Here is a 19032-nt window from a genome sequence, read left to right on the forward strand (position 1 = left end):
GGGCAAGGGGCATTTTTGTGCAAATTCATACTCTAGTTCAATTACTTGTTATTCTCGGCGAGCGTTCCGACAGCGAAAGTGCGGTCGAGGAACTCGATAAGGTGATCCGCGTCTACGGATTCGATTTCTATGGCCTGCTTCGCCACCCCAAGCAAGGAGACAACCCATGGAGTGTGACAATGGCCAGTCGGTGGCCGGACGGATGGCCACACGTCTATGCGGCGAAAAAATACGTTCTCGTCGATCCGACCGTGCGGTATCTTGCGCATGCGCAGCGGCCTTTCCGCTGGCGCGACAGCATGTCTGCCTTTCGGAATGACCCGCATCAGCGCCGGATGGAGCAAATGATGGTCGATGCCTTCGGCCATGGGCTGGAAGACGGCTATGTCTTCCCGATCTATGGACGAAACGGCATCCTGGGCAGCCTCAGCCTTGGCGGCAGGCCCGTTGAGCTCTCACCGACCGAAATCTCCCTTTTCGAGGCAATCGCCCGCAAGGCCTTCTGGCGGCTGCTCGATCTGCAGGGCGAAGCTATCGCGCTGGAAACGGTGCCGATAACCGACACGCAGCTGACCCGGCGTGAAATGGAAATCCTGCATTATCTTGCCGAGGGCATGACCTCGATGGAAATCAGCAAACATCTGAAGATCTCCAATCATACGGTCGACTGGTACATGAACGGCCTGCAGGATAAGTTAAAGGCCAAGAACCGGCAGCAGGCAGTGGCGCTTGCTTTCCGGTATGGTTTGATTACCTGAGATCTGGAGAAATTCTATTTCACCGAGACGAGGAAATTGAACTTTCTGTAACAGCACGTTAAGAATTCTCTTCGCGGTGCAGCATGGCCCGTTTTTCGTGCTTTGAGGAGAGTACATTGCCCATATCGAAGATCCTTGTCGCCAACCGTTCCGAAATCGCCATCCGCGTCTTCCGCGCGGCCAATGAACTCGGAATAAAAACGGTTGCGATATGGGCCGAGGAAGACAAGTTGGCGCTGCACCGCTTCAAGGCCGACGAGAGCTATCAAGTCGGCCGCGGCCCGCATCTTTCCCGTGATCTCGGGCCGATCGAGAGCTATCTTTCGATCGACGAGGTCATCCGCGTCGCCAAGCTTTCCGGCGCCGACGCTATCCATCCGGGCTACGGCCTGCTTTCGGAAAGCCCCGAATTCGTTGATGCCTGCAACGCTGCAGGCATTACGTTTATCGGTCCCAGGGCCGATACGATGCGTCAGCTCGGCAATAAGGTGGCAGCACGCAATCTCGCCATTTCCGTCGGCGTTCCGGTCGTTCCGGCGACTGAGCCGCTGCCTGACGATATGGCGGAAGTTGCCAAGATGGCTGCCGCGATCGGTTACCCCGTGATGCTGAAGGCGTCCTGGGGCGGCGGCGGTCGTGGTATGCGCGTCATCCGCTCGGAAGCCGATCTCGCCCGCGAGGTGACGGAAGCCAAGCGCGAGGCGATGGCCGCCTTCGGCAAGGACGAAGTCTATCTCGAAAAGCTCGTCGAGCGCGCGCGCCACGTCGAGAGTCAGATCCTCGGCGATACGCATGGCAATGTCGTTCATCTCTTCGAGCGCGACTGCTCCATCCAGCGCCGTAATCAGAAGGTCGTCGAGCGCGCGCCCGCCCCGTATCTGTCGGACGCACAGCGCCAGGAACTTGCCGCCTATTCACTGAAGATCGCGCAGGCGACGAACTACGTCGGCGCCGGTACCGTCGAATATCTGATGGATGCCGATACCGGCAAATTCTACTTCATCGAAGTCAATCCGCGCATCCAGGTCGAGCACACCGTCACCGAAGTCGTGACGGGTATCGATATCGTCAAGGCGCAGATTCATATTCTCGACGGCTTTGCCATCGGCACAGAGGAATCCGGTGTGCCGAAGCAGGCAGATATCCGTCTCAACGGTCATGCCTTGCAGTGCCGTATCACGACGGAAGATCCCGAGCATAATTTCATTCCGGATTACGGCCGTATCACCGCCTATCGTTCTGCATCGGGTTTCGGCATCCGTCTCGATGGCGGCACGTCCTACACTGGCGCGATTATCACCCGTTACTACGATCCGCTGCTGGTGAAGGTGACGGCCTGGGCACCGAACCCGCTGGAAGCCATTTCCCGCATGGACCGCGCACTGCGCGAATTCCGTATCCGCGGTGTCGCCACCAACCTGACCTTCCTCGAAGCGATCATCACGCATCCGAAGTTTCAGGATAATTCCTATACGACACGTTTTATCGATACGACGCCGGAGCTCTTCCAGCAGGTCAAGCGCCAGGACCGTGCCACCAAGCTTTTGACCTATCTCGCCGATGTCACCGTCAACGGTCATCCCGAGGCAAAGGATCGCCCGCGTCCATCGCAAGATGCCGCCAAGCCGGTCGTACCCTACGCAGACGGCGGTAAGGTCCCCGACGGTACAAAGCAGCGTCTCGACCAGCTTGGCCCGAAGAAATTCGGCGAGTGGATGCGCGAGCAGAAGCAGGTGCTGCTGACCGATACGACGATGCGCGACGGTCACCAGTCGCTGCTCGCCACCCGCATGCGCACCTATGACATCGCCAAAATCGCCGGCACCTATGCGCATGCGCTGCCGAATCTCTTGTCACTGGAATGCTGGGGTGGTGCGACCTTCGACGTTTCAATGCGCTTTCTGACGGAGGATCCGTGGGAGCGTCTGGGGCTGATCCGCGAGGCGGCTCCGAACCTGCTCCTGCAGATGCTGCTGCGCGGAGCGAACGGCGTCGGCTACAAAAACTATCCTGACAATGTCGTGAAATATTTCGTCCGTCAGGCCGCCAAGGGCGGCATCGACCTTTTCCGCGTCTTCGACTGCCTGAACTGGGTAGAGAACATGCGTGTGTCGATGGACGCCGTCGCCGAGGAGAACAAGCTTTGCGAAGCCGCGATCTGCTATACGGGCGATATCCTCAATTCGGCCCGTCCGAAATATGACCTGAAATATTATACGGACCTTGCCGTCGAGCTCGAAAAGGCCGGCGCACATATCATCGCGCTGAAGGACATGGCGGGCCTGCTGAAGCCGGCCGCGGCCAAGGTGCTGTTCAAGGCGCTGCGCGAAGCGACCGGCCTGCCGATCCACTTCCACACGCATGATACGTCGGGCATTGCCGCGGCCACGGTTCTTGCTGCCGTGGATGCCGGCGTCGATGCCGTCGATGCGGCGATGGACGCATTGTCCGGCAATACGTCGCAGCCCTGCCTCGGCTCCATCGTCGAAGCGCTGCGCGGTTCCGAGCGCGATCCGGGCCTCGATCCGGAATGGATCCGCCGCATCTCGTTCTATTGGGAAGCGGTTCGCAATCAGTATGCGGCATTCGAGAGCGATCTCAAGGGACCGGCTTCGGAAGTCTACCTGCACGAAATGCCGGGCGGCCAGTTCACCAACCTCAAGGAACAGGCCCGCTCGCTGGGCCTCGAAACCCGCTGGCACCAGGTGGCGCAGGCCTATGCCGACGCCAACCAGATGTTCGGCGATATCGTCAAGGTGACGCCGTCGTCCAAGGTCGTGGGCGACATGGCGCTGATGATGGTCTCGCAGGATCTGACGGTCGCCGATGTGGTGAGCGCTGAGAAGGAAGTCTCCTTCCCGGAATCAGTCGTCTCGATGCTGAAGGGCGATCTCGGCCAGCCTCCGTCGGGATGGCCGGAAGCTCTGCAGAAGAAGGCTCTGAAGGGCGAGCAGCCCTATACGGTGCGTCCGGGCTCGCTGCTTGACGATGCCGACCTCGATGCGGAGCGCAAGGCGATCGAGACCAAGCTGGAGCGTGAGGTCAGCGATTTCGAATTCGCCTCCTACCTCATGTATCCGAAGGTCTTCACCGATTTCGCGCTGGCTTCGGACACCTACGGTCCGGTTTCCGTGCTGCCGACGCCTGCCTACTTCTACGGTCTTGCCGATGGTGAGGAGCTGTTTGCCGATATCGAGAAGGGCAAGACGCTCGTCATCGTGAACCAGGCGATGAGCGGCACCGATAGTCAGGGCATGGTCACCGTCTTCTTCGAGCTCAATGGCCAGCCGCGCCGCATCAAGGTACCGGATCGGGCGCATGGCGCTTCGGGCGCTGCGGCCCGCCGCAAGGCGGAGCCCGGCAATGCAACCCATGTCGGGGCGCCTATGCCGGGCGTGATCTCGCGCGTCTTCGTTGCGCCGGGCCAGGTCGTCAGTGCCGGTGACGTACTCGTCTCCATCGAGGCGATGAAGATGGAAACGGCGCTGCATGCGGAAAAGGACGGCACGATCTCGGAAGTCCTAGTCAAGGCCGGTGACCAGATCGACGCCAAGGATCTGCTCGTCGTCTATGCAGGTTAGGAAGACGACGGACGGTCGTTTCCGACATCACCCGATTGTGTACGATCGAGCCGATAAAAAGCTGATTTTTCTATGAGTTGGCAGCCTTCTCGCCTTGCCGGGCGAGGAGGCTTTCTCATAGACTTCGGCTCCCATCATCGCCCCAAGACCAATCAGGGACCATCTCATGAGCAAGTTGAAGATTGCCGTCATCGTCGGCAGCACGCGTATTGGCCGTTTCGCCGATCATCCGGCCAAGTGGATCGCCGGGCTCGCCGGCCAGCGTTCCGATCTCGAAGTCGAAGTCCTCGATCTTCTCGACTACCCGATGCATTTCTTCGGCGAAGAGCGCGCCACCACGGCGGAAAGTGAAACGGCCGAGCGCTGGAAGAAGAAGCTGCGCGAATTCGACGGCTTCATCTTCACGGTCGCCGAATATAACCATGCTCCGACGGCTGTTCTGAAGAACGCGATCGATCTCGGGGAATTCATCCATAAGCCGGTCAGTTTCGTCGGTTACGGCGGCGTCGGTGGCGCACGTGCGGTCGAGCATCTTCGCCTGATCTTCGTCGAAATGAGCGCGGCGTCCGTCAAGACGGCCGTTCACATATCGTTCGGCGAATATCTTTCTGTCCTCAAGGAGGGCAAGAGCCTCGGCGATTACGCCCATCTGAACGAAGCTGCCAAGAACCTGCTCGATCAGCTGACCTGGTGGGGGAATGCGCTGAAGGCAGCGCGCGCCGTCGTCACGGCCGCCTGATCGGAATTTCCGCATGCCGGGATGTTCGCATCCCGGCATTGACTCAGATATCGTAGGTATGGGCGGCGTTAATGGTGGAGATGAAGCGCTTGGTGCGCTCCTTCTCCGGCGTATTGAAGATCGCCTTGGCACTGCCCGTTTCGACCACGCTGCCGGCCTCCAGAAAAACCACGTCATTGGCAATCTTGGAGGCGAGGCGAAGATCATGGGTCGCCATGACCATGGTCGTGCCTTCGCGGGCAAGCTGGCCCAGCACATCGACCACTTCGGCTGACAGTTCCGGATCAAGCGCAGACGTCGGCTCGTCGCAGAGCAAGACACGCGGTGACGGTGCAAGCGCGCGAGCGATTGCCACGCGCTGCTGCTGGCCGCCGGAGAGGGTCGAGGGCCAGGCATCGGTCTTATGCGCCATGCCGACCTTGGTCAGCAGTTCCATAGCGCGTTCGCGCGCCCTCTCCCTTGGCCATTTCAGGACCGTGACCAGTCCTTCCATGACGTTTTCGATCGCCGTTTGATGCGGAAAGAGCTGAAAGTTCTGGAAAACCATGCCGGTCTGGCGGCGGATCTTCTGGATCGCCTGCCAGCCGACACGCTTGCCGGGCGTGAAGGAGAGCGTTTCTTCGCCGAGGCGGATGGTGCCTGCGGTCGGGATCTCCAGGAGGTTAATGCAGCGAAGCAGGGTGCTCTTGCCGCCGCCGGAGGGGCCGACGAGGGCTGTGACGCTGCCTTCCGGGATGCGGATGCTGATGTCCTTCAGGATGACGGCGTCGCCGAAGCGCTTTTCGATATTGGAAAGCTCGATCATGCATTTGCCTCCAGCATTCCGCCATAACGGGCGAAGCGGCGCTCCAACCGCTGCTGCAGCGCCGAGAGTACGGAGCTCAAGGCGAGATAGATCAGCGCCGCCTCGATATAAAGGATCAGCGGCTCGTAGGTGGTCGCGACGATGCGCTGCGCGGCCTGGAAGAGTTCGGGCACCGTGATGGCCGCTGCGAGCGAGGTGTCCTTCACCAGCGAGATGAAGGTGTTCGACAGCGGCGGCACTGCGACACGGGCGGCTTGCGGCAGGATGGTGCGGCTCATGGCCTGGCGCCAGCTCATGCCGATCGAATAGGCCGCTTCCCATTGGCCCTTCGGCACCGAGGAGATGACGGCGCGGATAATCTCGGAGCTGTAGGCGCCGATATTCAGCGTGAAGCCGATGAGCGCTGCCGGGAAGGCGTCGAGCAGGATGCCGATGCTCGGCAGGCCATAAAAGATCACGAAGAGTTGGACGAGCAGCGGCGTGCCGCGGATGACCCAGACATAGAAACGGGCAATGGCTGCAACAGGCTCGGGCCCGAAAAGACGGGCGATCGCGGTGACCAGGCCTAGGATCAGTCCGAAGGCGAAGGAAAGGAGGGTCAAGGGGATGGTGAAGATCAGCCCGGCCCAGAGGAGCGAGGGAAGCGATTCCGCCATCAGTTGGAGCCAGTGCGGCAAGGGCGTGTCCTCAAGAAAAGACGCGTCCGGCGAGTGCTCGCCGGACGCTTTCTCATGCAGCTATAAATGATATGGGAGCAGCGCGAAACCGCCGGTAAGGACTTACTTGGAAACGTCCTGGCCGAAATACTTGTCGGCGATCTTCTTGTAGGTGCCGTCAGCCTTGATGTCGGAGAGCGCCTTGTTGATCGCCTCAAGCAATTCCGGTTCGCCCTTGCGGATGATGATGCCGGAATAGTCGGCATTTTCCTGCTGGGCGACGATCTTCACCGGAGCGTCCGGCTTGTGCTTTTTGAAGTCGAGGAAGGAAAGGCTGTCATTGATCGTCGCATCGGCGCGCTTCGTCAGGACGAGCTGGATCGACTGGTCGAAGCCGTCAGTGCCGACGAGTTCGGCGCCGGCTTCGGTCGCGAGCTTGCCGAAGTTGCTGGTCAGGGATTGGGCGGCCTTCTTGCCCTTGAGGTCGGCAAAGGACTTGATGCTGTCGTCGCCGTCGCGGATGATCAGAACGGCCTTGGAGGCGATATAGGGCTCGGAGAAGTCATACTTCTTCTTGCGCGCGTCGGTGATGCCGACCTGGTTGATGACGGTGTCATAACGGTTGGCGTCGAGGCCGGCGATCAGGCCGTCCCATTTGCCTTCGATGAACTGAGCCTTCACGCCGAGCTTGGCGGCCACCGCTTCGCCGATCTCGACGTCGAAGCCGACGAGCTTGCCGCTTTCGTCATGATAGGTGAAGGGCGCATAGGTGCCTTCCGTGCCGATCTTGAAGATGCCGGCAGACTTGATGGAGCTGAGATTTTCGCCGGCATGGGCGGGCAGCAGGGCTGCAGCCTGAATGAGGGCGGCGGCGGCGGCGGTTTTCAACCAGTTCATCGTTCTATCCATCCTTGGGAAGATTGTGTTCGAATGGCCGATACATCGCAGAAAATTGAGGTATCGAAAGCGAAGAAAACTGCAAATAAAAGCGGCAACTGCGAATATTTTTCTCAAGCTGCAACTCTAACCACGAATCCGGCTGAAATCGGCATCAGGCCGCCGCGGGACGACGCAACTTTTCGCTGACGATGATGATCAGGCCCGCGCCAAGAATCATCACCGCACCAACAACGACATTCTGCGCGGGTACATCAGCCCAAATCAGATAGCCGAGGATGAAGGCCCAGACGAGCGATGTATATTCGAAGGGCGCGAGTACCGACACCGGAGCCTTACGCATGCCCTCAAAGAGGGCGAACTGGGCGCAGCCCGCGACGACACCGGTGCCGATCAGCAAGCCGAGCTGTATGAGGCTTGGGGTTTGCCAGGTGTAGATGACAGCGATGCCCGTCATAATGAGGAAGAAGACGTTGGAGACCACAAGCTGGATGATAGTCTTCTCATGCAGCGAGGTCTCGCGCAGCAAGACCATGGCGGAAGCCCAAAGCACGGCTGCCTGCAGCGCCAGATAGACCGGCCAGGAGATCGTGAGCCCGACGGGATTGCAGGCGATGAGCACGCCAACGAAGCCGACGCCGACCGCAAGCCAACGGGCGGGGGTGACCTTTTCCTTCAGGATGAACCAGGCGAGCAACGTGCCGACGACGGGAGCAGCATAGTAGAGCGTTGTGACCTCGGCGAGCGGCAAGCGGCTTGCCGCAGTGTAGTATGAAAGCCAGGCACAGAGCAGAAGAATGCTGCGAGCAATCATCGGCTTGATGATCGGTGAGGTGACCGTCTGATGGATGAGCTTGCCGCGGCCATAGGCGAGGCAGCCGACAAGGATGGTGAGGCTGCGGAAAAACAGGATCTGCCAGACGGGAATGCTCGCCGTCAAAAGTTTGACGATCGCATCATGGAAAGTGAACGCCATGTAGGCCGCGGTTGTGAGCAGAATGCCCGGGCTGACGGAGTTTTTCACGGGGATGTACCAGAGGCGGGCGGCGCCGGCGGGAAACGAGACGGCAATCGATAGCCCCTGCTCCCGGAGACGGTCAACATGTGAGATTTCACCTGATCGTGGATCTTTGTTTCAAAGTGTCAAAAAACGTGTGATCGCGCTTGTTGTCTGCACGTTGATCAGCGTTTATGCATGTTTTCAGTTTTTAAAGCACTAATCCGGTATAAACATGCAAGACTTCCTGTTGCGGGAACGCCAGACCGTCATTTCCGAGCGACTGAAGACCCATGGTCGCGTGCTCGCTGCGGAACTCGCAGCCGAATTCGGCGTCTCGGAAGATACGGTACGGCGCGACCTGCGTGAGATGGCGGCGGCAGGGCTCTGCGAGAGGGTGTATGGAGGAGCGTTGCCGATTTCACCGGCGCACGGAAGCCTGACCCAGCGTATGAGCTTTGCCACTGAGCGGAAACAGGCGCTGGCCCGCGCTGCGGCGGCGGAAATCGTTGCAGGCACTACGGTATTCTTCGATGCCGGCAGCACCAATCTGGCGATTGCCAACGCTATGCCGGCCGACCTTCCGTTGACCGCTGCCACAAACGCGCCGGCGATTGCCGCGGCCCTGATCGAGAAGCCAAGTCTCAATGTCATTCTGATCGGCGGTCTGGTCGACCGCCAAACCGGCGGTTCGCTTGGCGCCAAAGCATTGCGGGACATGGAGCAACTGGCGCCAGACCTCTGCATTCTGGGCGCCTGCGGCGTCGATATCGAGGCGGGATTGACGACGTTCGGCTTCGAGGACGCGGAGTTCAAGAGGTTCGCCACGTCCAGGAGCAAGCGGGTCATGGTCGCTGCGACATCGGAAAAATTCGGGACGGCTGCACCACACAGCGTCCTGCCGGTCGCGCATTGCGAATGCCTTGTCGTCGAACACGATGCGGATGCCGCCATGCTCGAGCAATACCGTGCACGCGGCTGCCGGACGATCATTGCGGGCAAAACGGCTTGAGACCGTTCCGCCTTTTACGGAATCGGGCAGGCAAGCCCGGTCGAGAGGAAAGACAAGGAAATGGATAACAATGTGAGTGCAGCGCCGCGGGTCCGGAGCGGCTTCATTACCCGGAGCAGAGCGGCGGTCTCGCTGCTATTCCTTATGAACGGTTTTGTCATCGGCTCTTGGGCGCCGAAGATTCCCGACTTTGCCGAGCGGCTGGGACTCACCAAGTTCGAGCTTGGGCTGATGATCCTCATCTTCGGTTTCGGCTCGCTGGTCATGATGCCAATCGCCGGAGCGCAGATCGCCAAACATGGTTCACGCGTTGTCGTGCGGGTGCTCGCCGTCTGTTTGCTGCCGACGCTTCTGGCGCTGACGCTGGCTCCCAACGTCATCACAGGAGCGATCTCGCTCTTTCTGTTCGGCGGTTTCATTGGCGGGATGGACGTGGCAATGAACGCCAATGCCGTGGCGGTGGAAAAATCCATGCGCCGCGCGATCATGTCATCCTGCCACGCTTTCTGGAGCCTCGGCGGCTTGATCGGCTCCGGCCTCGGGGGGCTGGTGATCTCCAGGCTCGGCATTCTCGGTCACGCGGAACTGGCGACCGTGCTCGCCGCTATCTTGCTTGCCGTAGCCTGGCCGATGGTTCTGGCCGATCCGCCGCATCCCGATACCAAGAAGGAGAAGACGAAGCTGCCGATGGTGCCGCTGCCGTGGCTGCTCGGTGTTATGGCGCTGTTCTGCATGGTGCCTGAAGGTGCGGTCCTCGACTGGGGTGCGCTTTACCTTAGGCAGGAAATGGGCGCGTCCGTCGCCCTCTCCGGCCTCGGCTTTGCGGCCTTCTCGGCGGCCATGGCGACCATGCGCTTTGCCGGCGATCTCGTCCGCGATCGTCTCGGCGGGGTCAAGACGCTGCGCATCTGCACGCTCTTTGCCATCGTCGGCATGCTGCTGGCGAGCCTTGCGCCGGATGCCGAAATCGCCATCATCGGCTTCGCGCTTTGCGGTATCGGTATTTCGAACATGGTGCCGATCGCCTTTTCAGCAGCGGGCAATATCCCCGGTCTGAAGCCCGGCATCGGCATCTCCGTCGTCACGACCCTGGGCTATTCCGGCATGCTGGTGGCGCCTTCGGTGATCGGCTTCGTGGCCGAGCATGTGGGCTTTGCCGCCGTCTTCATGGCGCTGCCGGTGCTGCTTCTTGTGGTTCTCGCATTCTCACGGCTCGCGCAATATGCCGATGGAGTCTCGGACGGCGGCCGGTGAGCCGCCTCCAAACAAAAGTGATATACGGGGCGGTTGACAAGCTCGCGGGCTTGATCCACCTGAAAGGCTCTGTCTTCCGGGTGTAAGAGCTCTTTATGTCTGCTTTCGATTTCGATCCGAAACCGCGCCGCGCTTCCGTTGCTGTCGATGTCGGCGGCGTCATCGTCGGCGGGGGCGCGCCGGTTGTCGTGCAATCCATGACCAACACGGATACGGCGGACGTGGATTCCACGGTTGCGCAGGTGGCCGCGCTTCATCGTGCAGGTTCGGAGCTGGTGCGCATCACCGTCGATCGTGACGAAAGCGCTGCTGCCGTGCCGAAGATCCGCGAGCGCCTGCTGCGCCTCGGCATGGATGTGCCGCTGATCGGCGACTTCCACTATATCGGCCACAAGCTGCTTGCCGATCATCCGGCCTGCGCCGAAGCGCTGGCGAAGTATCGCATCAATCCAGGCAATGTGGGCTTCAGGGACAAGAAGGACAAGCAGTTCGCCGAAATCATCGAGATGGCGATCCGCTACAACAAACCGGTGCGCATCGGCGTCAACTGGGGCTCGCTGGATCAGGAACTGCTGACGCAGCTGATGGACAAGAACCAGGCCGAGGGATCACCGCTTTCGGCCCGGCAGGTGACGCGCGAGGCGATCGTGCAGTCGGCGCTGCTGTCTGCCCAACTCGCCGAAGAGATCGGCCTGCCGCGCAACCGCATCATCCTGTCGGCCAAGGTCAGCCAGGTTCAGGACTTGATCGCCGTCAATTCCATGCTCGCCGAACGCTCCAACCACGCGCTGCATCTCGGCTTGACCGAAGCCGGCATGGGCACCAAGGGCATCGTCGCCTCTTCGGCTGCCATGGGCTATGTGCTGCAGAACGGCATCGGCGATACGATCCGTATTTCACTGACGCCGGAACCGAATGGTGACCGCACCCGCGAGGTGCAGGTGGCGCAGGAACTGCTCCAAGTCATGGGTTTCCGCCAGTTTGTGCCCGTCGTCGCGGCCTGTCCCGGCTGTGGGCGCACGACTTCGACGGTCTTCCAGGAACTCGCGCAGAACATCCAGAACGACATTCGCAAGAACATGCCAATCTGGCGTGAGAAATATCCGGGTGTGGAAGCGCTCAATGTCGCTGTCATGGGCTGTATCGTCAATGGACCGGGCGAGAGTAAGCATGCCGATATCGGCATTTCGCTTCCCGGCACCGGCGAGACGCCGGCTGCCCCCGTCTTCATCGACGGCAAGAAGGCCCTGACGCTGCGCGGTCCGAATATCGCCTCGGATTTCGAGGCGCTCGTCATCGATTATATCGAGAAGCGTTTCGGCCAGAAGACGGCAGCGGAGTAATCATTCCGCTTTTCGATGACCTTCTGTAGCAGGGCTGGATGATACCGCTCTTCTTCTGTCTCAGCTCTTGCGTTCGGCCACAAACTGGGCCGTGGCTTTCAGCACCGCAGCGCGCCCGCCATAGGGGTCAAGCAGGTCTTCCGCATCTTCGACGTGCTGGCGCAGTTGTTTCTCCGCCCAATCCATCCCGTGAAGCGCTACGAGCGTTCCCTTGCCACGGGCGGTGTCCTTGCCGGTCGCCTTGCCCATCGTCTCGATATCGGAGGTCAAGTCGAGAATATCGTCGGCTAGCTGAAAGGCGAGGCCGATCTTTTCGCCGAAGCGGCGCAGGCGTTGACGGTCTTCGGCAGACGCGCCGGCAATGATGGCGCCGGCCTCGCAGGCAAAGCGGATCAGCGCCCCCGTCTTCATCGCCTGCAGGCGGATGATGCCAGCTTCATCGGGCGCCTGCGTTTCCGCTGCTAGGTCAAGGGCTTGTCCACCGGCCATGCCGCCGAGGCCTGCGGCGCGAGCGATCGCCAGAACGAGTTCTGTTTTGCTGCGGTCCGGCAGGTCGGTTTCCGGCGCGGCGATGATGTCGAACGCGTAGGTCAGCAGGCTGTCGCCGGCCAGAATGGCGGTCGCTTCGTCGAATTTGATGTGTACGGTCGGCTTGCCACGCCGTAAGTCGTCGTCGTCCATAGCCGGCAGATCGTCGTGAACAAGTGAATAGCAATGGATGCATTCGAGTGCCGCGCCGACGCGAAGTGCTGCCTGCCTGTTGCCACCGAGAAGCGCTGCGCTTTCCACGACAAGGAAGGGGCGCAGGCGTTTGCCGCCATTCAGGACGGCGTAGTGCATGGCGCTACGCAAGAGGTCGGGACGGGTGATCTCGTCGGACAGCACGGCAGGAGAGAGCAGGAGATCGAGCAGCGCCTCGATCTCGGCGGCACTGCTTTTCAACCGTGTCTCGAATGTTCCCAGCTTTGCGTCCATGCGCGCTCTTTGGCACGGCAGAACGGCTGCTGGCAACGGAATTGTCGATCACCGCGTCAAGATTTCCGCTGCACTCTGGCAATGCGGGTTTTCAGGCGGTATGACAACGACGAGGGCGAAATCGGACTGGGACATTGGATATAGCGCCGCAGACAGAGGAAAGCGTCGAGGCGCCGGTTCACCGGCGTTGGCTTGGAGACCGCCAGGTGCTGAAACGCGTTGTTCTTGCCCTTCTGGCCGTGCTGCTTTTGCCCTATGTGCTGATCCTTCTCTATCTGCTGCCCTTCATCCATCCGGTTTCGACGCTGATGCTGCGCGATCTCGTGCTTCTGCGCGGTTATGACCGCCGATGGGTGTCGATCGACGATGTCGCGCCGGTGCTGGTGCAATCGGTGATGATGTCGGAAGACGGGCAATATTGCTTTCACGGCGGTGTCGATTGGGGCGAAATGCGTATGCTGCTCGAGGATACGCTGAAGGGCCAGGAGACGCGGGGTGGGAGCACGATCCCGATGCAGACGGCGAAGAACCTCTTCCTCTGGAACAGCCGCTCCTTCATTCGCAAGGGGATGGAACTGCCTCTGGCGGTCGGTTCCGACTTCGTCTGGTCGAAGCGGCGGCTGATGGAGATCTATCTCAATATCGCCGAATGGGGGCCCGGTATTTACGGCGTCGAGGCGGCGGCACAGCATCACTTCAAGGTGCCTGCCTCGAAGCTCACCCGTCGCCAGGCATCGTTGCTTGCTGTTTCGCTGCCGAACCCGATCGATCGCAATGCCGGAAAACCTGGGCGAGGGCTGCGCAGGCTTGCAGCGCTCATCGAACGGCGGGCGCAGGGCTCGGGCGATTACATCAAGTGTATCTATGATTGATATCAGAACTTGTCGTTGGAAGCGGCAAGCGTCATCTGACATTCTTGGTACTGCCATATGGGCGAATGCATCAGCCATCAAGCCCCGAGTCGCCCATGACGCCAACGACACTTTCGCCCGAGCTCCTTCAGTATTCGAAGAGCCATAATCCCATTCCGCCAGCGCATCTCGGCACCCGTTACCGCAAGGTCGGCGGTTTCCTGCCCGAACCCGGCAATACGGTCGTCTGCCATCCGGTCAAGGGATCGGAAACGCAACAGGTGCTGATCGAGGCACGTGAGAAATATCTGGCGATGCCGGAAGCGTCGCAGTTCCTCTTTACGCCGATTACCAGCATCCACATGACGCTCTTTGAGGGTGTTATCGAAGGTCGCCGCAAACAGGATTATTGGCCGGGCGATATTCCGCTGGAAACGCCGATTGAGGATATGACCGAGCTTATGGCGGCTCGGCTTGAAGGTTTCTCAATGTTTCGGCCCTTCAAGGTGGCGATCGTCAACGCCCGCCCGTCCGGCCTGCTTGTCGAAGGGGCGACCGAAGACGATCGCAAGGTAATGCGCGCATGGCGCGATGCATTCGCCAGTCTCCTGGGTTACCGCCAACCCAACCATGAGGACTACAAGTTCCACATGACCTTCGCCTATGCAATCGAGCGGCTGGAGGACGAGGCGCTGCCACGCTGGCAGGCGATGCTCGACAAGGTGACAGAGGATATTCGCAACAAGGCGCCTGTGCTGGAACTCGGCCCGCCGGCCTTCTGCGTATTTGAGGACATGAACCATTTCCACGAACTACTGATCTTCGATTTCGAACCCTGACAGGACGTGCTATGGACAAGTTGACGCTTTACATCGCCAATAAGAACTACTCTTCTTGGTCTTTTCGACCATGGATGGCGCTGACGGGCGTCAGCATCGATTTCGAAGAGGTGTTAATCCCCCTCGACCATCTGAGCGGAAATCCCAACATCAAGGCTGTCTCGCCGAGCGGTCGCATGCCCATGCTGCAGCATGGCGCGCTGAAGATCTGGGAATCCTTTGCGATCATCGAATATGTGGCAGAGCTTTATCCTGAAGCGGGACTGCTGCCGAACGATCGGGGTGAGCGGGCGCTTGCTCGATCGGTTTCCATGGAGATGATGTCGAGCTTCCGGGCGCTGCGCAGCGCCTGCCCGATGAATATTCGCCGGCCAAAGGGCAAGATCGCGCTTCCTGACGGCGTCTCTGCAGATATTAGTCGCATCGAGACAATCTGGCGCGACCTACTGCAGAAATCCGGCGGGCCGTTCCTCTTCGGTGCATTCAGCGGCGCGGACGCGATGTTTGCGCCTGTCGTCAACCGCTTCGATATCTATGATCTCGTCAGCAGCGCAGATATTCTGGCTTATATGAGCGCGATGAAGGCGCATCCGGCCTGGCGGAAGTGGGAAGAAGCAGCCCGCGCCGAGCCGTGGATCGTGCAGGAAGACGAAGTCTAAACGGAGAATCGGAGGCATCGCAAAAAATACATATGGGGACTGGTCAAGGCCGCCCCTTGCATGTATAAGCGCGCAAAATTCCGAAATCGCGACATGTCCGTTTCGGCCGCCAGTCTGGCCGTGGGAATGTTTTGCCCGCAAGTGGAGTAAGAGAAATGGCTGTACCGAAGAGAAAAACGAGCCCGTCCAAGCGCGGCATGCGCCGTTCGGCTGATGCGCTGAAGGCTCCGACCTATGTCGAAGACAAGAATTCCGGCGAACTGCGCCGCCCGCACCATATCGATCTGAAGACCGGTATGTACCGTGGCCGTCAGGTTCTGACGCCGAAGGAAAGCGCGTAATTTTTTATGCGGCTTCTCCGATGAAGCTTTGAAGGCCGGCTCGACGCCGGCCTTTTTCTTTTTCAAGATATTATAATCTTCAGCGCCTTGAAGTGAGGCGGTGATGTCAGGCAGTATTCCCTAGAGATCAGGGAGACATTCTGCATGATTACTGCAATGCCGCTGATGGTTATTCCACTTATTCTTTACAATCTGGCGATGCTAGGCGTGATGGGTGGCGGCGGAATTCCCTCGCTCCAGCACGACGTGATCGTGCTATCCATGCTTTCTGGCGCAATCTGGAGCATGGCGCTCGGCGATCTCTTCATCGTCGTGGCGCTCGTCGTACTTTTCTTCGAGATCCTGAAGGCGACCCGGAATGGCTCCGGCAATCTCATCAACCATATGCTGTCGATGCTGGTCTTCATCGCCTTCCTGGTCGAGTTTCTTCTCGTCCAGGATGCAGCGACCCAGGTCTTCTTCATCATGATGATCATTGCGCTGATCGACGTGATCGGCGGCTTTGCAGTCTCGATCCGCAGTGCCGGCCGGGACGTTTCCATCGGCCTATAGGTTGTCGAGCTTGTTCTGCAGCGCGCGAAGCTGTTCCTTCAGCTCGTCGATGTCCTTGGCTTCCGCCTTGCGGGTTTCCTTTGGTGGCGGCGTCATGAAGGGTGAGAACATCTGCATGGCCTGCTGAAACATCTCGGTATTCCGGCGGACCTGCTCCTCGATCATCTGCATGGGAAGCTGCAGGTTCTTGCCGAGCGGCGTTTCGCCGAAGGCACGGTTTACCTGCTCACGGATTTGCGACTGCTGTTCCGTGAAGGCGCGCATGGAATGTTCCAGGAAGCTCGGAACGACCATCTGCATCTGGTCGCCGTAATAGGTGATCAGCTGACGCAGGAAGGAGATCGGAAGCAGCGTGTTGCCGGTCTTCGATTCCTGCTCGAATATGATCTGGGTCAATACCGAATGCGTGATGTCGTCACCGCTTTTGGCGTCCTGAACGACAAAATCCTCCCCCTTCTTCACCATCTCCGCCAGGTCTTCCAGCGTCACATAGGTGCTGGTGCCTGTATTGTAGAGGCGGCGATTGGCATATTTCTTGATTACGATCTGACCCTCAGTCTTCGCCATATCAGTCTCCCGAACCCCGTCTGATTGTATGGATACTCCTCCACCAGAGACTGTAGACGCAAAAGAAGGGCGGTGACAATCTCTTTGTGCGATGCGGCAAGCCCTTCCCCTGTACGGATAAATCCATTCGAGGGCGCTGCAGCAATTAGTGGAATAGGTCTTGGCATTTGACTTGCGCCTGCAGCTTTGTCAGTTTCCGCTTATATGTGTGACGAGAAACGAGGAAACCACCCCATGAGCAGTTCATCCGTCGTCATCGCCAGCGCAGCGCGCACCGCTGTCGGTTCCTTTAACGGTGCTTTCGGCACAATTCCCGCTCACGAGCTCGGCGCCGCTGCGGTCAAGGGCGCCCTGGAGCGGGCAGGTGTTTCTCCTGAAGACGTGGACGAGGTCATTCTCGGTCAGGTCCTGCAGGCCGCTGGAGGCCAGAACCCCGCCCGCCAGGCGGCAATGAAGGCCGGCGTTCCCAAGGAAGCGACGGCCTGGAGCGTCAACCAGCTCTGCGGCTCCGGTCTGCGCGCCGTCGCCCTCGGCATGCAGCAGATCGCGCTTGGCGATGCGAAGATCATTGTCGCCGGTGGTCAGGAATCCATGTCGATGGCGCCGCATGCCGCGCATTTGCGCGGCGGCGTGAAGATGGGCGACATGAAGATGATCGACACCATGATCAAGGACGGTTTGACCGACGCCTTTTACGGTTATCACATGGGCGTTACCGCTGAAAATATCGCGCGTCAGTGGCAGCTTTCACGTGATGACCAGGATCGGTTCGCCGTCGGCTCGCAGAACAAGGCTGAAGCCGCGCAGAAGGCTGGCCGTTTCAAGGACGAAATTGTTGCCTTCGTCATTCAGGGCCGCAAGGGCGATGTGACCGTCGATGCAGACGAATATATCCGCCATGGGGCGACACTGGAGGCTATGGGCAAGCTGCGGCCTGCCTTCGACAAGGACGGCACGGTAACGGCGGCCAATGCTTCCGGTCTCAATGACGGCGCTGCCGCGGCGGTGCTGATGAGTGAAGCGGAAGCGTCGCGACGCGGTATCCAGCCGCTTGCCCGCATCGCGTCCTGGGCAACGGCCGGCGTGGATCCGCAGGTCATGGGCACTGGCCCGATCCCGGCCTCCCGCAAAGCGCTGGAAAAGGCCGGATGGTCCGTCGGCGATCTCGATCTCGTCGAGGCCAATGAGGCGTTTGCGGCCCAGGCCTGCGCCGTCAACAAGGATCTCGGCTGGGATCCCGATCTCGTCAACGTTAATGGCGGCGCGATTGCGATCGGTCATCCGATCGGCGCGTCCGGTGCACGCGTCCTCAACACACTGCTCTTCGAGATGAAGCGCCGCGGCGCGAAGAAAGGCCTTGCGACATTGTGCATTGGCGGCGGCATGGGTGTCGCAATGTGTTTTGAGGCAATGTAAATAGCGTACGATGCATGTTTCATCAGACCTAACTTAGAGCGGGCTGACAACAGGGGAGCGGAACATGAGCAGAGTGGCTCTGGTCACGGGGGGTACGCGCGGTATTGGCGCGGCGATTTCGATGGCACTCAAGAACGCCGGCTATAAGGTTGCTGCCAACTATGCCGGCAATGATGAAAAGGCCAAGGCATTTCATGATGTTACCGGCGTGCCGGTGTTCAAGTGGGACGTGTCCGACTATGTTGCCTGCGGGGAAGGTATTGCAAGGGTCCAGGCCGAGCTCGGCCCGGTCGAAATCCTGGTCAACAATGCCGGCATCACGCGCGATGCGATGTTTCACAAGATGACGGCCCAGCAATGGCATGAGGTGATCAATACCAACCTCACCGGCCTCTTCAACATGACACACCATGTCTGGAATGGGATGCGTGACCGCAGCTTCGGCCGCATCGTCAATATCTCCTCCATCAATGGCCAGAAGGGCCAGATGGGGCAGGTGAATTATTCTGCCGCCAAAGCCGGCGACCTCGGGTTTACCAAGGCGCTTGCCCAGGAAGGTGCGGTCAAGAACATCACCGTCAATGCCATCTGCCCCGGTTATATAGGGACGGAGATGGTTCTTGCGGTGCCGGAAAAGGTGCTGAATGAGAGGATCATTCCGCAAATCCCGGTCGGACGCCTTGGTGAACCCGAGGAAATCGCGCGCTGCGTAACCTTCCTCGTTTCCGACGATGCCGGTTTCATTACCGGTTCGACATTGACGGCCAATGGCGGTCAGTTCTTCGTCTAA

General features: G+C 59.7%; 19 protein-coding genes. 13 read left to right on the forward strand and 6 right to left on the reverse strand.

Annotation, left to right across the window (positions count from 1 at the left end; all coding sequences use genetic code 11):
• Positions 1-17 precede the first annotated feature (17 nt).
• From JNB85_RS17075 to JNB85_RS17085, 3 genes are all read left to right on the forward strand, one after another.
• Positions 18-758: a LuxR family transcriptional regulator gene (locus JNB85_RS17075; protein WP_220335532.1), complete on the forward strand. Its 741-nt coding sequence runs from the start codon at positions 18-20 to the stop codon at positions 756-758.
• Between the two features lie 116 nt (positions 759-874).
• Positions 875-4339: a pyruvate carboxylase gene (pyc, locus tag JNB85_RS17080; protein WP_220335533.1), complete on the forward strand. Its 3465-nt coding sequence runs from the start codon at positions 875-877 to the stop codon at positions 4337-4339.
• A 166-nt stretch (positions 4340-4505) separates the two neighbouring features.
• Positions 4506-5078 carry an NADPH-dependent FMN reductase gene (locus tag JNB85_RS17085; RefSeq protein WP_220335534.1) on the forward strand — a complete coding sequence of 191 codons (573 nt, stop codon included), beginning with the start codon at positions 4506-4508 and terminating at the stop codon, positions 5076-5078.
• Positions 5079-5121: 43 nt separating this feature from the next.
• Here the strand turns inward: JNB85_RS17085 and JNB85_RS17090 are convergent, their stop codons facing one another.
• The 4 genes from JNB85_RS17090 to JNB85_RS17105 form a co-directional block, all read right to left on the reverse strand.
• Entirely contained in the window at positions 5122-5883 is a 762-nt protein-coding gene (locus JNB85_RS17090) for an amino acid ABC transporter ATP-binding protein (RefSeq protein ID WP_220335535.1), read from the reverse strand.
• A complete protein-coding gene (locus tag JNB85_RS17095) occupies positions 5880-6560 on the reverse strand; it encodes an amino acid ABC transporter permease (RefSeq protein WP_220335536.1) in 681 nt (226 codons plus the stop codon). The genes JNB85_RS17090 and JNB85_RS17095 overlap by 4 nt, the downstream gene beginning before the upstream one ends.
• A gap of 102 nt (positions 6561-6662) precedes the next feature.
• The gene (locus JNB85_RS17100; RefSeq protein WP_220335537.1) at positions 6663-7436 is read right to left on the reverse strand and encodes an amino acid ABC transporter substrate-binding protein; all 774 of its coding nucleotides are present in this window, start codon (positions 7434-7436) and stop codon (positions 6663-6665) included.
• A gap of 154 nt (positions 7437-7590) precedes the next feature.
• Entirely contained in the window at positions 7591-8460 is an 870-nt protein-coding gene (locus JNB85_RS17105) for a DMT family transporter (RefSeq protein WP_220335538.1), read from the reverse strand.
• Positions 8461-8668: 208 nt separating this feature from the next.
• Here JNB85_RS17105 and JNB85_RS17110 point away from each other — a divergent pair, with 208 nt between their 5' ends.
• From JNB85_RS17110 to ispG, 3 genes are all read left to right on the forward strand, one after another.
• Complete coding sequence (locus JNB85_RS17110; RefSeq protein ID WP_220335539.1) at positions 8669-9445, forward strand: DeoR/GlpR family DNA-binding transcription regulator; 777 nt, start codon at positions 8669-8671, stop codon at positions 9443-9445.
• Positions 9446-9505: 60 nt separating this feature from the next.
• A complete protein-coding gene (locus JNB85_RS17115; protein WP_220335540.1) occupies positions 9506-10699 on the forward strand; it encodes an MFS transporter in 1194 nt (397 codons plus the stop codon).
• A gap of 95 nt (positions 10700-10794) precedes the next feature.
• Positions 10795-12042, forward strand: a complete 1248-nt coding sequence (gene ispG / locus JNB85_RS17120; RefSeq protein WP_220335541.1) for a flavodoxin-dependent (E)-4-hydroxy-3-methylbut-2-enyl-diphosphate synthase — start codon at positions 10795-10797, stop codon at positions 12040-12042.
• Positions 12043-12102: 60 nt separating this feature from the next.
• Here the strand turns inward: ispG and JNB85_RS17125 are convergent, their stop codons facing one another.
• Positions 12103-13017 carry a polyprenyl synthetase family protein gene (locus JNB85_RS17125; RefSeq protein ID WP_220335542.1) on the reverse strand — a complete coding sequence of 305 codons (915 nt, stop codon included), beginning with the start codon at positions 13015-13017 and terminating at the stop codon, positions 12103-12105.
• 134 nt (positions 13018-13151) lie between these two features.
• On the opposite strand from JNB85_RS17125, the gene mtgA reads away from it, so the two are divergent.
• The 5 genes from mtgA (at position 13152) to JNB85_RS17150 (ending at position 16259) form a co-directional block, all read left to right on the forward strand.
• Positions 13152-13889, forward strand: coding sequence for a monofunctional biosynthetic peptidoglycan transglycosylase (gene mtgA / locus JNB85_RS17130; RefSeq protein ID WP_220335543.1), 738 nt, complete (start codon positions 13152-13154; stop codon positions 13887-13889).
• A 95-nt stretch (positions 13890-13984) separates the two neighbouring features.
• Positions 13985-14707, forward strand: a complete 723-nt coding sequence (locus JNB85_RS17135) for a DUF1868 domain-containing protein (protein ID WP_220335544.1) — start codon at positions 13985-13987, stop codon at positions 14705-14707.
• Positions 14708-14718: 11 nt separating this feature from the next.
• A complete protein-coding gene (locus JNB85_RS17140) occupies positions 14719-15366 on the forward strand; it encodes a glutathione S-transferase family protein (RefSeq protein ID WP_220335545.1) in 648 nt (215 codons plus the stop codon).
• A gap of 155 nt (positions 15367-15521) precedes the next feature.
• Complete coding sequence (rpmF, locus tag JNB85_RS17145; protein WP_003543812.1) at positions 15522-15707, forward strand: 50S ribosomal protein L32; 186 nt, start codon at positions 15522-15524, stop codon at positions 15705-15707.
• A 144-nt stretch (positions 15708-15851) separates the two neighbouring features.
• Positions 15852-16259 carry a hypothetical protein gene (locus JNB85_RS17150; RefSeq protein ID WP_220335546.1) on the forward strand — a complete coding sequence of 136 codons (408 nt, stop codon included), beginning with the start codon at positions 15852-15854 and terminating at the stop codon, positions 16257-16259.
• On the opposite strand, the gene phaR is transcribed toward JNB85_RS17150, so the two are convergent.
• Positions 16254-16826 carry a polyhydroxyalkanoate synthesis repressor PhaR gene (gene phaR, locus JNB85_RS17155; protein ID WP_220335547.1) on the reverse strand — a complete coding sequence of 191 codons (573 nt, stop codon included), beginning with the start codon at positions 16824-16826 and terminating at the stop codon, positions 16254-16256. The two genes, JNB85_RS17150 and phaR, sit on opposite strands and share 6 nt — an antisense overlap.
• Before the next feature lie 234 nt (positions 16827-17060).
• Between phaR and JNB85_RS17160 the strand changes: the two genes are divergently transcribed.
• Positions 17061-18242: an acetyl-CoA C-acetyltransferase gene (locus JNB85_RS17160; RefSeq protein ID WP_220335548.1), complete on the forward strand. Its 1182-nt coding sequence runs from the start codon at positions 17061-17063 to the stop codon at positions 18240-18242.
• 64 nt (positions 18243-18306) lie between these two features.
• On the forward strand, positions 18307-19032 hold the full coding sequence (phbB, locus tag JNB85_RS17165; protein WP_220335549.1) for a beta-ketoacyl-ACP reductase: 726 nt from the start codon (positions 18307-18309) through the stop codon (positions 19030-19032).

Origin of the sequence: Rhizobium mesosinicum (assembly GCF_019511345.1) — a bacterium.
In the GTDB taxonomy this organism is placed as follows: Bacteria; Pseudomonadota; Alphaproteobacteria; order Rhizobiales; family Rhizobiaceae; genus Rhizobium; species Rhizobium mesosinicum.

What these genes read in the sequence shown, in the direction of transcription:
- JNB85_RS17100 (WP_220335537.1), bottom strand. Translation starts at nt 7,436, where the DNA reads ATGAACTGGTTGAAAACCGCCGCCGCCGCCGCCCTCATTCAGGCTGCA.
- JNB85_RS17110 (WP_220335539.1), top strand. Translation starts at nt 8,669, where the DNA reads ATGCAAGACTTCCTGTTGCGGGAACGCCAGACCGTCATTTCCGAGCGA.
- JNB85_RS17115 (WP_220335540.1), top strand. Translation starts at nt 9,506, where the DNA reads ATGGATAACAATGTGAGTGCAGCGCCGCGGGTCCGGAGCGGCTTCATT.
- phbB (WP_220335549.1), top strand. Translation starts at nt 18,307, where the DNA reads ATGAGCAGAGTGGCTCTGGTCACGGGGGGTACGCGCGGTATTGGCGCG.
- JNB85_RS17135 (WP_220335544.1), top strand. Translation starts at nt 13,985, where the DNA reads ATGACGCCAACGACACTTTCGCCCGAGCTCCTTCAGTATTCGAAGAGC.
- JNB85_RS17085 (WP_220335534.1), top strand. Translation starts at nt 4,506, where the DNA reads ATGAGCAAGTTGAAGATTGCCGTCATCGTCGGCAGCACGCGTATTGGC.
- JNB85_RS17090 (WP_220335535.1), bottom strand. Translation starts at nt 5,883, where the DNA reads ATGATCGAGCTTTCCAATATCGAAAAGCGCTTCGGCGACGCCGTCATC.
- rpmF (WP_003543812.1), top strand. Translation starts at nt 15,522, where the DNA reads ATGGCTGTACCGAAGAGAAAAACGAGCCCGTCCAAGCGCGGCATGCGC.
- JNB85_RS17140 (WP_220335545.1), top strand. Translation starts at nt 14,719, where the DNA reads ATGGACAAGTTGACGCTTTACATCGCCAATAAGAACTACTCTTCTTGG.
- ispG (WP_220335541.1), top strand. Translation starts at nt 10,795, where the DNA reads ATGTCTGCTTTCGATTTCGATCCGAAACCGCGCCGCGCTTCCGTTGCT.
- phaR (WP_220335547.1), bottom strand. Translation starts at nt 16,826, where the DNA reads ATGGCGAAGACTGAGGGTCAGATCGTAATCAAGAAATATGCCAATCGC.
- JNB85_RS17125 (WP_220335542.1), bottom strand. Translation starts at nt 13,017, where the DNA reads ATGGACGCAAAGCTGGGAACATTCGAGACACGGTTGAAAAGCAGTGCC.
- JNB85_RS17160 (WP_220335548.1), top strand. Translation starts at nt 17,061, where the DNA reads ATGAGCAGTTCATCCGTCGTCATCGCCAGCGCAGCGCGCACCGCTGTC.
- JNB85_RS17150 (WP_220335546.1), top strand. Translation starts at nt 15,852, where the DNA reads ATGATTACTGCAATGCCGCTGATGGTTATTCCACTTATTCTTTACAAT.